This is a genomic window from Nocardioides sp. P5_C9_2 (assembly GCF_054049555.1).
Genome location: NZ_JBFUMD010000038.1, coordinates 1 through 14,397 on the forward strand (window position 1 = coordinate 1; position 14,397 = coordinate 14,397).

The 14,397-nt window shown below is 73.4% G+C and carries 14 protein-coding genes; 8 read left to right on the forward strand and 6 right to left on the reverse strand.

Annotated features, from left to right (window positions below; all coding sequences use genetic code 11):
* On the reverse strand, window positions 1–815 hold an 815-nt coding region (locus tag ACXJKL_RS03570; protein WP_457205679.1), incomplete at its 3' end, for a 2-hydroxyacid dehydrogenase.
* Window positions 816–901: 86 nt separating this feature from the next.
* On the opposite strand from ACXJKL_RS03570, the gene ACXJKL_RS03575 reads away from it, so the two are divergent.
* The 3 genes from ACXJKL_RS03575 to ACXJKL_RS03585 all read left to right on the forward strand — a co-directional run bounded on the left by ACXJKL_RS03575 (window position 902) and on the right by ACXJKL_RS03585 (window position 3,831).
* A complete protein-coding gene (locus ACXJKL_RS03575; RefSeq protein WP_457205680.1) occupies window positions 902–1,813 on the forward strand; it encodes an AEC family transporter in 912 nt (303 codons plus the stop codon).
* A 20-nt stretch (window positions 1,814–1,833) separates the two neighbouring features.
* Entirely contained in the window at window positions 1,834–3,264 is a 1,431-nt protein-coding gene (locus tag ACXJKL_RS03580) for an FAD-binding oxidoreductase (protein ID WP_457205681.1), read from the forward strand.
* A gap of 165 nt (window positions 3,265–3,429) precedes the next feature.
* Window positions 3,430–3,831 (forward strand): DoxX family protein, encoded by a 402-nt coding sequence (locus ACXJKL_RS03585; RefSeq protein ID WP_457205682.1) that lies wholly within the window; start codon window positions 3,430–3,432, stop codon window positions 3,829–3,831.
* A 12-nt stretch (window positions 3,832–3,843) separates the two neighbouring features.
* On the opposite strand, the gene ACXJKL_RS03590 is transcribed toward ACXJKL_RS03585, so the two are convergent.
* Both ACXJKL_RS03590 and clpB read right to left on the reverse strand, forming a co-directional pair.
* Window positions 3,844–4,677, reverse strand: coding sequence for a CPBP family intramembrane glutamic endopeptidase (locus tag ACXJKL_RS03590; protein WP_457205683.1), 834 nt, complete (start codon window positions 4,675–4,677; stop codon window positions 3,844–3,846).
* A 168-nt stretch (window positions 4,678–4,845) separates the two neighbouring features.
* Window positions 4,846–7,428 (reverse strand): ATP-dependent chaperone ClpB, encoded by a 2,583-nt coding sequence (gene clpB, locus ACXJKL_RS03595; protein WP_457205684.1) that lies wholly within the window; start codon window positions 7,426–7,428, stop codon window positions 4,846–4,848.
* A 209-nt stretch (window positions 7,429–7,637) separates the two neighbouring features.
* Here clpB and ACXJKL_RS03600 point away from each other — a divergent pair, with 209 nt between their 5' ends.
* The 5 genes from ACXJKL_RS03600 to ACXJKL_RS03620 all read left to right on the forward strand — a co-directional run bounded on the left by ACXJKL_RS03600 (window position 7,638) and on the right by ACXJKL_RS03620 (window position 11,884).
* Window positions 7,638–8,246, forward strand: coding sequence for a hypothetical protein (locus ACXJKL_RS03600; protein WP_457205685.1), 609 nt, complete (start codon window positions 7,638–7,640; stop codon window positions 8,244–8,246).
* A gap of 67 nt (window positions 8,247–8,313) precedes the next feature.
* Window positions 8,314–9,396, forward strand: coding sequence for a hypothetical protein (locus tag ACXJKL_RS03605; RefSeq protein WP_457205686.1), 1,083 nt, complete (start codon window positions 8,314–8,316; stop codon window positions 9,394–9,396).
* Between the two features lie 198 nt (window positions 9,397–9,594).
* Window positions 9,595–10,392 carry a pentapeptide repeat-containing protein gene (locus ACXJKL_RS03610; RefSeq protein ID WP_457205687.1) on the forward strand — a complete coding sequence of 266 codons (798 nt, stop codon included), beginning with the start codon at window positions 9,595–9,597 and terminating at the stop codon, window positions 10,390–10,392.
* Window positions 10,393–10,397: 5 nt separating this feature from the next.
* A complete protein-coding gene (locus ACXJKL_RS03615; protein WP_457205688.1) occupies window positions 10,398–10,940 on the forward strand; it encodes a cysteine hydrolase family protein in 543 nt (180 codons plus the stop codon).
* Window positions 10,937–11,884 carry a PfkB family carbohydrate kinase gene (locus tag ACXJKL_RS03620; RefSeq protein WP_457205689.1) on the forward strand — a complete coding sequence of 316 codons (948 nt, stop codon included), beginning with the start codon at window positions 10,937–10,939 and terminating at the stop codon, window positions 11,882–11,884. The genes ACXJKL_RS03615 and ACXJKL_RS03620 overlap by 4 nt, the downstream gene beginning before the upstream one ends.
* Here the strand turns inward: ACXJKL_RS03620 and ACXJKL_RS03625 are convergent.
* From ACXJKL_RS03625 to grpE, 3 genes are read right to left on the reverse strand one after another with little or no spacing between them, the layout of a single operon-like run.
* Window positions 11,881–12,318, reverse strand: a complete 438-nt coding sequence (locus ACXJKL_RS03625) for a heat shock protein transcriptional repressor HspR (RefSeq protein ID WP_457205690.1) — start codon at window positions 12,316–12,318, stop codon at window positions 11,881–11,883. The two genes, ACXJKL_RS03620 and ACXJKL_RS03625, sit on opposite strands and share 4 nt — an antisense overlap.
* 1 nt (window position 12,319) lies before the next feature.
* Window positions 12,320–13,510, reverse strand: coding sequence for a molecular chaperone DnaJ (dnaJ, locus tag ACXJKL_RS03630; RefSeq protein ID WP_457205691.1), 1,191 nt, complete (start codon window positions 13,508–13,510; stop codon window positions 12,320–12,322).
* 42 nt (window positions 13,511–13,552) lie between these two features.
* On the reverse strand, window positions 13,553–14,245 hold the full coding sequence (grpE, locus tag ACXJKL_RS03635; protein WP_457205692.1) for a nucleotide exchange factor GrpE: 693 nt from the start codon (window positions 14,243–14,245) through the stop codon (window positions 13,553–13,555).
* Window positions 14,246–14,397: the final 152 nt, after the last annotated feature.

The following is a 14,397-nucleotide window of genomic DNA, read 5'->3' on the forward strand; positions in this document are numbered from 1 at the left end:
TGCGGGAGCAGCACGACGTCCTCACGCTCCAGCAGCCCGGCGGGCACGTGCGGCTCGTCGGCGAAGACGTCGAGCCCCGCACCGGCGATCCGGCCAGCCTCCAGAGCGGCGACCAGCTCCTTCTCGTCCACGACCGAGCCGCGGGCGACGTTGACGAGGTAGCCCTCGGGGCCGAGCGCGTCGAGGACCTCGGCGTCGACCAGGTGCTCGGTGCCGGCCCCTCCGGGGGTCAGCACGACCAGCACGTCGCTGGCCTCCGCCAGCGCGACCGGGCTGTCGTGGTAGGTCCACGCCACGTCCTTGGGGCTGCGCGAGTGGTAGGCGATGGTGGCGCCGAAGACCTCGAGCCGCTCGGCCACCGCCCGGCCGATCCGGCCCAGGCCGAGGATGCCGACGGTCGAGCCGCGCACGTCGCGGGTCAGCGGGAAGCGGCCGCCGGCCGCCCACTCGCCGCGGCGCAGCCAGCGCTCGGCCGCGCCGACCTGGCGCATGACTCCGAGCACCAGGGCGACCGACAGGTCGGCGACCGCGTCGGTCAGCACGTCGGGGGTGTTGGAGACGACGATGCCGCGCCACGCCGCCTCGGCGACGTCGACGTTGTCGTAGCCCACCCCGAAGTTCGTGATCGCCCGCAGGTCCGGCAGCGCGTCCATCTCCGCGGCCCCGATCGGGGTGCCGCCGCCGGCCACGGCGACCTGGAGCCCCGCGGTCGACGACCCGACGTCGGCGAGGGACGGGGCGTCGTACGCGGCGACGAGTGCCTCCTCCAGGAAGGGCATGAGCGGGCCGACACGGACGACGCGGGACTGGGTCATCGGGCCATCCTTCCCGGGCGCCGACGCGCGCGTCCATTGCCCCCTCGGCATCGCGCCATGCGCCACCTACACGACCGGGAGCACCCGTGGACCTCCTGATCGGCTTCGTCACGATCCTCGTCGTCATCGCGTGCGGTGCCGGCCTCGCGCACACCGGCGTCCTCGACGCGCGCTCCCAGCGGACCCTCGGCGAGATCGCCTTCTTCGTCGCCTCACCCGCGCTGATGATCGTGGTGATCAGCAAGGTCGAGATCGCCGGCGCGGTCGCCAAMCTCGCCGCGTCCGCCGCCTCGCTGGCCACCTGCTTCCTGCTGTACGCCGCGTGGGCGCGGTGGCGGCGACGGCTCGACACCGGCTCGGTGCTGATCGGCTCGCTGGCGTCGTCGTACGTCAACGCCGGCAACCTCGGCATCGCAGTCGCGGCCTTCGTCGTGGGCGACACCACGGTCGTGGTGCCGACCCTGCTGGTGCAGATGCTGCTCGTGCAGCCGGCCGCGCTCGTCGTCCTCGACCGCCTCACCGGCCGTGGCGAGGGCGCGGGCGCGGCGCTGCGGCGGCTGACCACCAACCCCCTCACCGTCGCCGCCCTCCTCGGCCTCGTGCTCGCCCTCACCGGGTGGGAGCTGCCGCGGATCGTGATGTCGCCGATCGAGCTGCTGGCCGGGCTCGCCATCCCGGCGATGCTGCTCTCGTACGGCGCGGCGCTGCGGCTCAGCCCGTGGCCGGGGCGGGCCGGCCACAACCGCGAGGTCCTGGTCGCCACCGTGCTCAAGCTCGCGGTGATGCCGGTCGTGGCCTGGACGGTCGGCACMGCGTTCGGCCTCGAGGACCGTGCACTGCTCGGGGTGGTCATCACCGCCGCCCTGCCGACCGCGCAGAACATCTTCCTGCACGCCACCCGCTACCGGACCGGCGAGGACGTGGCCCGCGAGACGATCCTCGTGACCACCCTGGCCTCGCTGCCCGTCGCCCTGCTCATCGCCGTCCTGCTCGGCTGACCGTGAGGACAATGACCCCCGTGACCGACTCCCCCGCCCTGCTCGACTCGCTGCGCTCCGTCGTGGGCGAGGCCCACGTGCTGACCGACCCGGCCGACCTCGCGGCGTACGACACGGACTGGCGTGGCGCCTACAGCGGACGGCCACTGGCCGTCGTACGCCCCGGCAGCACCGCCGAGGTGGCCGCCGTGCTCGCCCTCACCCACGACGCCGGGGTGGCGGTCGTCCCCCAGGGCGGCAACACCGGGATGAGCGGGGGCGCGGTCCCCGACGACTCGGGCTCGCAGGTGGTGCTGTCGCTGGGGCGGATGCGGGCRGTCCGCGCCGTCGACGCGGCGGGCGGGACGATCACCGTCGAGGCCGGCTGCGCGCTGGCGGACGTGCACGAGGCGGCCGCGGCGGTCGACCGGCTGTTCCCGCTGACCCTCGGCTCGCAGGGCAGCTGCACGATCGGCGGCAACATCTCCACCAACGCCGGCGGCACCGCCGTGCTGCGCTACGGGATGATGCGCAGCCAGGTGCTCGGCCTCGAGGTGGTGCTGCCCGACGGCCGGGTGTGGGACGGGCTGCGGTCGCTGCGCAAGGACAACACCGGCTACGACCTCAAGCAGCTCTTCATCGGCGCGGAGGGCACGCTCGGCGTGGTGACCGCGGCGGTGCTGGCGCTGCAGCCGGCGACCCCGACCCGGGCGACCGCGTGGCTGGCGCTGCGCGACGTGGCTGCGGCGGCCGAGCTGCTCGGCGTGCTGCGCGACCACGGTGGGGACCGGCTCACCACGTGGGAGCTGGTCTCGCGGCCCGCGCGCGACCTGGTCGTGGCGGCCGGCCTCTCGGACCCGCTGGCCACCGCCGCGGAGTGGTACGGCCTGGTCGAGCTCGCCGGCCCGGCCGGTGCCGACGTCGACTCCGCGCTGGAGGCCGCCCTGGGCGAGGCGGTCGATGCCGGGCTGGTCCTCGACGCGGCGATCGCCGGCTCCCCCGCCCAGCGGGCCGGCCTGTGGGCGTTGCGCGAGCGGGTGTCGGAGGCCCAGGAGATCCACGGCCCGACGGTCAAGCACGACGTGTCGGTGCCGATCACCGGGCTGGCCGACTTCGTCGCGCGGACCGGTCCGGCCGTCGAGGCGCACCTGCCCGGGACGCGGCTCTTCGTCTACGGCCACGTCGGCGACGGCAACCTGCACTACAACCTGTCGCGTCCCGCGGAGATGTCCTCCGAGGAGTTCCTGACGCACGCCGCCGCGCTGTCGGACGTCGTCAACGCCTCGGTCGCCGCCTCGGTCGGGAGCATCAGCGCCGAGCACGGCCTCGGGCGGTCCAAGGCGGCCGCGGCGGCGGCGTACAAGAGCGACGTCGAGGTCTCGCTGATGCGGGCCGTCAAGGACGCCCTCGACCCCGCCGGGCTGATGAACCCCGGCGCGGTGCTCCCGCTGCCGCCCGGCCTGCCGGGGTAGTCGCGGGGTCGCGCGGGGGTAGTCCGGGGCATTTCCGGGGCATTCCGGGGGTACTCCGTGACGATCGGCCCCCTCCGACGCCGGATCCGGGGGCCGATCGTCACGGACTACCCCGAGCAGGCGGGGGCCCGGATCGCTCACCCGTCGCCCCCTAGGCTGCGAGTCATGAGCACCGCACGCACCACAGCCCGCCTCCTGCTCGGTACGGCGATGGTGGGCGCCGGAGTACTCCACCTGACCACCCAGCGCGAGGAGTTCCGGGCGCAGGTGCCGTCGTGGTTCCCGCTCGAGGAGGACCTCACGGTCGTGGCGTCCGGGGTCGTCGAGATCGCGCTGGGCGCGGCCTTCGTCGCCCTGCCGCAGCGCAAGCGGCTGGTCGGCGGGCTGCTGGCGGCGTTCTTCGTGGCGATCTTCCCGGGCAACGTCGCGCAGTACGTCGAGGGGGTCGACGCCTTCGGGCTCGACTCCGACCGGGCGCGCCTGGTGCGGTTGTTCTTCCAGCCGCTGCTGGTGCTGTGGGCCCTGTGGGGCGGCGGCTGGCTGTCGCGGCGTCGTACGGCCGACTAGCGCTGTCCAGCCCTAGAGGGTCGGCAGCCAGTCGACCCGCCCGGCCAGGACGGCGTACCCGACGAACGCGCCGACGTCGAGCAGCGTGTGCGCGACCACGAACGGCATCACCCGGCCCCAGCGACGGAAGAGCCAGCCGAAGAGCAGGCCCATCGCGAGGTTGCCGACGAAGCCGCCGAGGCCCTGGTAGAGGTGGTAGCTGCCGCGCAGCAGCGCCGCGAGCCCGATCGCCGCGGTGTCGCCGAGGCCGATCTGGCGCAGCCGCACCTGCACGAACCCCAGCACCACGAGCTCCTCGAGCACGGCGTTCTCGGCCGCCGCGAGGACGAGCACCGGCACCCGCCACCACTCCCCCGGCAGCGACTGGGCGACCACGGTGAGGTTGGTGCCGAGCGCGAAGGTGACGAGGTAGAAGGCCACACCGACGGACCCGACACCGAGCGCCAGCAGCGCTCCACGCCCGAGGTCGCGGACCCCGAACCATCCGCCGCCGCGCGCCCACACCTCACGCAGCCGGGTGCCCGAGCGGACGAGGAGGTACGCCGCCAGCGCGACGGGCACGAGGGCGAAGCCGATCCGCAGCAGCTGGTAGGTCAGGTCGAGCAACGGTCGGTCCGGTGCGAGCGAGGTGTTGAGGTTCGCCGCCTGCGACGACAGCGGTCCGGGCGCCGTGAGCGCGGACAGGAGGCTGACGACCGAGTAGATCGCCGAGCGGCCGAGTGAGACCAGCAGCACGATCCCCAGCTCGACCCAGAGCAGCGCCTTCGCCAGGTCGGGCACGCCGCCCGGGACCGGGGTGTCGCGCAGCCGCCACCACGGGCGTACGTCGTCGGCGGTGGTGGTCACGGGACCCAGCATCCCCCAGTGGGCTGAGGTACGTCTGAGAGCCGTCCGCGGGCGCGCCGGCCGCACTTGATGGGCGAGTCGGTCACCGTGTGACCGTTGCAACCGTCACACGGTGGCAGAGTCCCCGGCTGGGCGGGGACTCTGCCGCGGGGCCTGTTCGAGAAACCCTCAGGCCACGACGAGCCCGCCCTCCCCGACGTCGACGGTCACCGAGCCCCCGTCGGAGACGTCGCCACCGATGAGGCGCCGGGCCAGCGGGTCGCCGATGGCCGACTGGATGAGCCGGCGCAGCGGCCGGGCGCCGTACGCCGGGTCGTAGCCGGTCTCCGCGAGCCAGGCGCGCGCCGCGTCGGTCACGTGGATGGTGATCCGGCGGACGGCGAGCCGCTTCTCCAGCAGCGCCAGCTGCAGGTCGACGATGTGCGCGAGGTCGTCCTTGGTGAGGGCGTCGAAGAGCACGATCTCGTCGAGCCGGTTGAGGAACTCGGGCTTGAAGGACGAGCGCACCACGCCCATCACCGACTCCTTGCGGGCGACCGGGTCCATCGTCGGGTCGACGAGGTACGCCGAGCCGAGGTTGCTCGTCAGGACCAGCAGCGTGTTGCGGAAGTCGACCGTGCGGCCCTGCCCGTCGGTGAGCCGGCCGTCGTCGAGCACCTGGAGCAGGACGTCGAAGACCTCGGGGTGCGCCTTCTCCACCTCGTCGAGCAGCACGACGCTGTAGGGACGCCGGCGCACCGCCTCGGTGAGCTGGCCGCCCTCGTCGTACCCGACGTAGCCGGGAGGGGCGCCGACGAGCCGCGAGACCGAGTGCTTCTCGCCGTACTCGCTCATGTCGATGCGCACGATCGCGCGCTCGTCGTCGAAGAGGAAGTCGGCCAGCGACTTGGCCAGCTCGGTCTTGCCGGTGCCCGTCGGGCCCAGGAAGAGGAACGAGCCTGTGGGGCGGTTGGGGTCCGCGATCCCGGCCCGCGATCGGCGTACGGCGTCGCTCACCGCGGTCACCGCGTCGCGCTGGCCGATCAGCCGGGCGCCGATCACGGACTCCATCTCGAGCAGCTTGGCCGTCTCGCCCTGGAGCAGCCGGCCGGTCGGGATGCCGGTCCAGGCCTCCACCACATCGGCGATCTGCTCGGCGCCGACCTCGTCGCCGACGAGCTTCTCGGTGACCTGCTCCTCGGTGACCTCGACGTTGGCGATCTGGTCCTCCAGCGCCGGGATCCGGCCGTACTGGATCTCGCTGGCGGCGGCGAGGTCGCCCTCGCGCAGCAGCTTGTCGGCCTCGACCCGCAGCGCGTCGAGCTGGCGACGCAGCTCGCCCTCGCCCTCGAGCGACGACTTCTCCCGCTCCCAGCGGGCCTCGAGACCGCGCAGCTCCTCCTCCTTGTCGGCCAGGTCGGCCTTGAGTACGGCGAGCCGCTCGCGCGACGCGTCGTCCGTCTCCTTGTCGAGCGCGAACTCCTCCATCTTCAGCCGGTCGACCTGGCGGCGCAGCTGGTCGATCTCCTCGGGGCTGGACTCGTGCTCCATCCGCAGCCGCGAGCTGGCCTCGTCGATGAGGTCGATGGCCTTGTCGGGCAGCTGGCGCCCGGTGATGTAGCGGTCGGAGAGCGTCGCGGCGGCGACCAGCGCGGCGTCGGTGATCCGTACGCCGTGGTGCGCCTCGTACTTCTCCTGGATGCCGCGCAGGATCTGGATGGTGTCCTCGACGCTGGGCTCGCCGACGAAGACCTGCTGGAACCGTCGCTCCAGGGCGGGGTCCTTCTCGATCCGCTCGCGGTACTCGTCGAGGGTGGTCGCGCCGATCATGTGCAGCTCGCCGCGCGCCAGCATCGGCTTGAGCATGTTGCCGGCGTCCATCGCGGAGTCACCGCCGGCGCCCGCGCCGACGACCGTGTGCAGCTCGTCGATGAAGGTGATGACCTGCCCGCCGGCGTCCTTGATCTCCTCGAGGACGGCCTTGAGCCGCTCCTCGAACTCGCCGCGGTACTTCGCGCCCGCCACCATCGCGGCCAGGTCGAGGCTGAGCACCCGGCGGCCCTTGAGGCTGTCGGGCACGTCGCCGTCCACCACGCGCTGGGCGAGGCCCTCGACGACGGCGGTCTTGCCGACGCCGGGCTCCCCGATGAGCACGGGGTTGTTCTTGGTGCGCCGGCTGAGGACCTGGATCACCCGGCGGATCTCCGAGTCACGGCCGATGACGGGGTCGAGGCGGCCCTCCTCGGCGGAGCGGGTGAGGTCGACGGAGTACTTCTCCAGCGCCTCGTACGACGACTCGGCCTCCGGGCTGGTGACGCGGCGGTTGCCGCGCACGGCGGTCAGTCCCTCCCGCAGCCCGGACTCGGAGAGACCGGCGTCGGTGAGGAGCGTCCGGGCCGAGCTGTCGACGGTCGCGGTCGCGATGAGCAGGTGCTCGGTGGCGACGTAGTCGTCCTTCATCCCGGAGGCGAGGTCGAGGGCGCTGGCCAGCACCCGGGTGAGCGAGGCGCTCGCGGCGGGCTGCTGCACCGTGGAGCCGCTGGCCCGCGGCAGGGACTGCATCGCCTGCTCGGCGCGGGCGGTCAGCGCCGTCGCATCCACGCCGGCCTTGCCGATGAGGTTGCGGGCCGTCCCGTCCTCCTGGCGCAGCAGGGCGACCAGCAGGTGGATGGGCTCGGTCTGGGTGTTCCCCGCCGTGGTCGCGGCGAGCTGGGCAGCCTCGATGACCTCGCGGCTGCGGGTGGTGAACTTCTCGGCGCCGAACTGGCTCAACTGCGGATCTCCCTCGTGATCGTGCGTGGGTGTGGTCGTACGTCGGACCACTCTGGGACCACTGTGGTCCCACTGCTCACAACGCGCCAGAAGTTGAGTCGATTCCCCTCAACTTTGTGAAAGTTGGCCCATTTGCGCGATACCGGGACCGGAGCGGCCGGCGTAGCGTCGAAGGCCGGACGGGGCGGTGCCACGCAGAGGAGGACGACATGTTCGTGCAGGTCTTCGAGGGACCGGTGAAGGCGGACGCCGACGTGGACGGCCTCATGGACGAGTGGGTGCGGGACCTGGCGCCGGGGGCCGACGGCTGGCTCGGCAGCACGGGTGGGGTGACCGAGGACGGGATGCTCGTCGCCCTGGCCCGCTTCGAGTCCGAGGAGGCAGCCAGGCGCAACGGCGACCGGCCCGAGCAGGGTGCCTGGTGGGAGCGGATGGCCGCGCTGTTCACCGCCGAGCCGCAGTTCCGCAACAGCACGACCGTGGACGCCGACACCTACGGCGACCCCGACCAGGCGGGCTTCGTGCAGGTGATGCAGGGCCGGAGCAGCGACCCGGACCGGAGCCGCGAGCTCATGGCCGCCGACCCGACGGACTGGCAGGCCTTCCGCCCGGACATCCTCGGCACCCTCTCGGCCTACCACGGGGACGGCGAGTGGACCATGGTGATCTGGTTCCGGTCGGAGGCCGAGGCCCGCGCGGGAGAGCGACAGGAGCCGCCGGCCGAGCTGAGGGCGATGATGGAGGAGATGGAGTCGCTCACCGTCGGCGAACGCAGCTTCTTCGACCTCCGGCAGCCCCGGATGGACACGCCCGCCTGACCGACCTCGACCAGACCGGTGCCCGAGCCGGGTGACACGGCCCACGCGGCACGCCATGCTCGTCGCCATGGAGTGGCTGTTCGTGACCGTGGTCGGGGTGCGGCTGCTGCTGCCGCTCCTCATCCCGCTCTACCCGCTCCCGGCCATCGTGGCCTGCCTGGTGGTGGACGCGGTCGACCAGACGGTCTTCCAGGCGTTCGGCTACGACCCGCCCGGCTACCAGAGCTACGACAAGGCGATGGACGTCTACTACCTCGCCATCGCCTACCTCGCGACGCTGCGCAACTGGACCTCCACAGGGGCCTTCCAGGTGGGTCGCTTCCTCTACTTCTACCGCCTGGTGGGCGTGGTCGCCTTCGAGCTCCTCCAGATACGCGCTCTGCTGCTGATCTTCGCCAACACCTTCGAGTACTTCTTCATCGCCTACGAGGCCGTGCGCTCGCGGTGGGACCCGCTGCGGTTCGTACGCCGCTGGTGGATCGTGGCGGCCGGGCTGATCTGGGTGTTCATCAAGCTCCCCCAGGAGTACTGGATCCACGTCGCCCAGCTCGACGTGACCGACACCCTGGCCGACTACGACTGGGCCTGGCCCCTGCTCATCGGCCTGATCGCCACCCTGGCTGCGGTGCTGTGGTTCGTGGTGCGCCCGCGGCTGCCCGAGCCGGACTGGTCACTGCGCATCGCCCCCGACCCGCTACCGGAGGCGATGGAGACCGCCGCCGAGCGCGCGGCGTGGCGGGCCGACACCTCGCGGCTGCGCTCGGGGGTCACGCTCGAGAAGGTCGTGCTGGTCGGGCTCCTCTCGATCATCTTCGCCCAGACGGTGCCCGGCATGCGGGCCTCCAACCTCGAGCTGCTCGTCGGGATCTCCACGCTCGTGGTCCTCAACGCCGCCATCGTGCTGGCCGCCTCGCGGCGCTCCTTCAGCCTCGAGTCGCTGGCGGTGACCTTCGGGGTGCGCATCGCACTGAACGTCGCGCTGGTGCTGGTCGCCCGCGTGGTCCTGGGCCCGCGGGACATCGACGAGAGCGCGGCCCTGTTCTTCGTGCTGCTCCTCAGCCTGCTCACGACGCTGCACGACGCCTGGCAGCCCGTGCACGCACACCGGGCCCGGGACGAGGTGCGGACCACCCCTCCCCGAATGGGGTAAATCCGTGACGGGATCCGACCCATCCTCTCGACACCCGCCCGGCGCCGGTGCCACGGTCGGCGACATGAAGTGGCTGGGGGAGCACATCGGCGACAACCGGTACGTCGGCGCGGCCTTCGCCGTGCTCATCGTCGTCAACGCCTACGCGATCGCCGGCGGCTACTACCGCTGACGGCGGGTCGGCCCCCACGGGCCATGATGGGTCGGGTGACCCTCCCCGTCCTGCGTGCGGACTGCTCCAACTGCTTCGGGCTGTGCTGCGTCCTGATCCCCTTCTCGCGCGACGCGGGCTTCGGCACCACCAAGGCGAGCGGCACCCCCTGCCACCACCTGGGCAGCGACGACGGCTGCGGCATCCACGCCACCCTGCGCGAGGACGGCTGGCCCGGTTGCACCGTCTTCGACTGCTTCGGCGCCGGGCAGCAGGTCTCCCAGGTCACCTACGGCGGCGTCTCGTGGCGCGAGCAGGACAACCTCGGGGAGATGGCCGCCGTGCTGTCGGTGATGCGTCAGCTGCACGAGATGCTCGCGCACCTGGTGGAGGCCGAGGAGCGCGTGCCCGGTGTGACGGGCGACCTCCGCGACCGGCTCGCCGTGCACGTGGCCGGGACTCCGGAGGAGCTGCTGGCCCTCGACGTCGACGCCCTGCGCCTCGAGGTCGGCGACGTGCTGGCGCGGGCCAGCGCCCGCGCGCGCTCCCGGTGGGCCGGGCGCATCGACCTGGCCCACGACGACCTGGCCGGGCGGGACCTGCGGGGCACCGACCTGCGGGGCGCAGCGCTCCGCGGGGCCCTGCTCATCGCCGCCGACCTCCGCGGGGCCGACCTCAGCGAGGCCGACCTCCTCGGCGCGGACGTGCGGGACACCGACGTCCGCGACGCGACGCTGGCCCGCGCACTGTTCCTGACCCAGCCCCAGCTCGACGCGATGCGCGGCAACGCCGCCACGCGGTTGCCCGGCGGTCTCACCCGTCCCGGCCACTGGCTGCAAGAGTGACGCGCATGTCCCGTGACGCCTGGCTGGTCGTGATCGACCCGCAGCACATCTTCGCCTCGCCCGACAGCCCGTGGGGCTCGCCGATGTTCCCCGGGATCCTCGACCCGGTGCACCGGCTGGCCGAGCGGTACGCCGGCCGCACGGTTCTGACCCGGTGGGTGGCTCCCGACCCGGCACCCGGCAGCTGGGGGCCCTACCTCGACGCCTGGCCCTTCGCCCGGGTCCCTGCCGACGACCACCTCTACGAGCTGGTCGAGGAGGTGCGCGACCTCGACGCGCCCGTGGTGACGGCGACGACCTTCGGCAAGTGGGGACCCGACCTCACGGAGGTCACCGGTGACCTCCCGCACCTCGTCGTCGCCGGGGTGGCGACCGACTGCTGCGTCATCTCCACCGCGCTGGCCGCCGCCGACGCGGGGGCCACCCTCACCGTGGTGACCGACGCATGTGCCGGCTCGACCCCGGAGAACCACCGCGCCGCACTGGACGTCATGGCCCTCTACCCGCCGCAGATCACCCTGGCCACCACCGCGGAGGTCCTCGGGTGAGGCGGGTGATCCACACCGGCCAGGCGCTCGTCGACGTGGTCGTGGAGGTGCCCGTGCTGCCGCGCCGCGGCCAGAACGTGATGGCCGGCTCCAGCACCCGGTACGCCGGGGGCTCGGTCAACGTCCTCGTCGCCGCCGCGCGCTTCGGTGCCGCGTGCGTCCACGCCGGCGCCCACGGGACGGGCCCCAACGGCGACCTGGTCCGCGCCTCGCTCGCCGCCGAGGACGTCGAGCTGTCCGCCCCGGCCATCGCCGCTCGCGACACCGCGACCTGCCTGGTCCTGGTCGAGCCGTCGGCCGAGCGGACCTTCGTCACCACCCTCGGTGCCGAGCGCGACCTCAGCGTGGAGTCGCTGTCCACCGCCGCGCCGGTGGCCGGGGACCTGGTCTGCGTCACCGGCTACTCGCTGGTCCTGGCCGAGACGCGGGACCCCCTGCTCGCCTGGCTGCCGACCCTCGACGCGGGCGTGGTCGTCGTACTCGATCCGGGGGCGGCCTTCGCGCACCTGCCCGCCGACGTCCGCGACTCGATGCTCGCGCACACCGACGTCTGGTCGGGCAACGCCGAGGAGGCCGCCGACCTGCTGGCCGCCCTCGGCCGGGCGCTCGAGGACGGCGCGGACACGATGGCCGCCCCCGCCCGGGCGCTCGCCCCGCTGCTGCGTGGTGACGCCGTGACCATCGTCCGCGACGGCGCGGCCGGCTGCGCGGTGACGGTGGGCGGTGAGACCACGCTGCTGCCGGGCTTCCCGCAGAAGGCCGTCGACACCAACGGGGCCGGCGACACCCACACCGGGGCGCTCGTCGCCGACGTCGCGGCCGGGCACGGCTGGGTGGACGCCTGCCGCCGGGCCAACGCCGCGGCGGCCATCAAGGTCACCCGACGCGGGCCGGCCACGGCGCCGACCGCCACCGAGGTGGAGGAGTTCCTGCTCGGTCGCTAGGGCGAGCGGCGCCAGACCATCAGCGACTGGCCCGGGTCGGGGCCGCGCAGCACCGGGAGCTTGTTGGGGGCCGCGCCCCGCGCCGCGGCGAGCGCCTGGCGCAGCGCCTCGCGGGTGGCGGCGAGCTCGGCCGCGAGCTCCTCGTTGCGGGCGCGCAGCGCACTGACGTGGTGGTCGAGCTCGAGGATGCGGCGGACGCCCTCGATGCCGATCCCGGCACTGGTCAGGTCGGCGATCTCGCGCAGCAGCTCGAGGTCGCGGTGGGAGTAGCGGCGACCGCCGCCCGGGGTGCGCCCGGGGGCGATCAGCCCCATCCGCTCGTAGGCCCGCAGCGTCTGCGGGTGCAGCCCGGTCAGCTCGGCCGCGACGCTGATGACGTAGACGGCCATGTCCGGGGACGGGCTGCCGAACGGGATGCCCCGCGACGGAGCCATGTCAGCTCGCCTCGAACAGGTTGGTGCGCAGCGGCGTGGTGCCGGCCGTGGCCGAGCGGTAGGCCTCGAGCGCCTCCCGCGCCGCGGTGTCCAAGGTGGCGGGCACGTGCACCTGGACGGTCGCGAGCAGGTCGCCCCGCGAGCCGTCCGACCGGGTCGCGCCCTTGCCCCGCACCCGGAAGGTGCGCCCGTTGGGAGTGCCGGACGGCAGCTTGAGGGTCACCGGGGCGCCACCCAGCGTGGGGACCTTGACCTCGGCACCGAGCGCCGCCTCGTCGAACGAGACCGGTACGTCGATGGTGAGGTTGTCGCCCTTGCGCCCGAAGACGCGGTGCGGGGACACCTTGACCGCGACGAAGAGGTCGCCGGCCGGGCCGCCGCTCTCCCCCGGGGTGCCCTTGCCCTTGAGGCGGATCCGCTGGCCGTCCTTGACGCCCGCGGGCAGGCGCGCCTGGATGGTGCGGGCCGAGGTGCCGTGGCCGGAGCCGTGGCACGTCGGGCAGGCCTCGGAGTAGACCAGCTGGCGACCCCCGCAGGCCGGGCACGTCTCGTTCATGGAGAACCCGCCGCCCGCGCTGGCCACCACGAAGCCGGCACCCTCGCACTCGGGACAGATGTGCGGCCGGGTCCCCGGCTTCCCACCGGTGCCCTGGCAGGTCGCGCACGCCGCGTCGGAGGTGAGCCGCAGCGAGATCGTGACGCCCTCGAGGGCGTCGACGAAGCCGATCGTGGCCGAGGTCTCGACGTCGGTGCCCCGGCGGGGGCGCGGCTGGCGGGCCCGGGTGGACCCACCCCCGAACATGTCGCCGAACATGTCGCCGAGGCCGCCGGCCCCGGCACCGCCGGCGCGGTCGCGCAGCAGGTCGTTGATGTCGAACCCGCCGCCGAAGCCGCCCGGCTGGCCGCCGGAGCCACCACCGAAGCCGCCGAACCCGCCGCTGGACTGGAGCCGGCGGAACTCGTCGTACTTCGTGCGCTTGTCGGGGTCACCGACCACGTCGTACGCCTCGGCGACGGCCTTGAACCGGTCGTGCTTGGCGTCGTCACCGGGGTTGGAGTCGGGGTGGTTGGCCCGGGCCAGCTTGCGGTAGGCCTTCTTGACGTCGTCGGCGGACGCGTCCTTGGACACGCCCAGCACGGCGTAGAAGTCCTTGGTCGCCCAGTCGTTGCGGAAGCCGTCGTTGTCAGCCATGCCGTCCCCTCCTCTCGTGGCTCGTGCGGTGTCGGGCGTGGGTCACGCGGTCGGTGCAGCCGGGTCGACCACGAGGACCTGCGCGGCCCGGACGACCCGCTCACCCATCTTGAAGCCGCCCTTGGCGACGTGCTTGACCGTGGTGACACTGACGTCCGGGTCCTCGCCGAGGTGGCTCAGCGCCTCGTGCAGCGTCGGGTCGAAGGCGTCGCCGGGCTCGCCGAAGCGGGCCAGGCCCGAGGACGCGACGGCACGCTCGAGCTGGTCGGCCGCGGCCTTGAAGCCGCCGTCCAGCTCGCCGTGCTCACGGGCCCGGTCGATGGTGTCGAGCACCTCGATCACCGGAGCCAGGGCCTTGTACGCCGCGTTGTCGGCGACCAGCTGCCGGTCCCGGTCGACCCGCTTGCGGTAGTTGGCGTACTCCGCCGACAGCCGCTGCAGGTCGTGGGTGAGGTCCGCCAGGGACCCCTTCATCGCGGCCAGCTCGTCGACCTCGGTGTCCTGCTCGCCGTCCGGCTGCTCGCCGTCCGGCTGCTCGCCGTCCGGCTGCTCGCCGTCCGGCGACTCACCGACCGAGGTGTCCGCCGACGCAGCCTCCGCGTCGCCGGGGGCACCGGCGTCACCGGGGGCGCCGGCCGAGGCCGAGGCGGCGCCCTCGGGCGTCACCTCGACCTCGGTCTCGTTCGCCATCTCGCCCGCCGCGTCCCCGAAGGAGCCGCCGGGGGAAGAGGTCACTTGGTCTCACCCTCGGCGGTGTCGGTGCCGTCGGTGCCGTCGGCGGGCTCGTCGACGATCTCGGCGTCGACGACGTCGTCGTCGGACTCGCCGGTCGCCTCGGAGGTCCCTCCGGCGGCCGCCTGGTCGGCGTCGGCAGCGGCGTACATCGC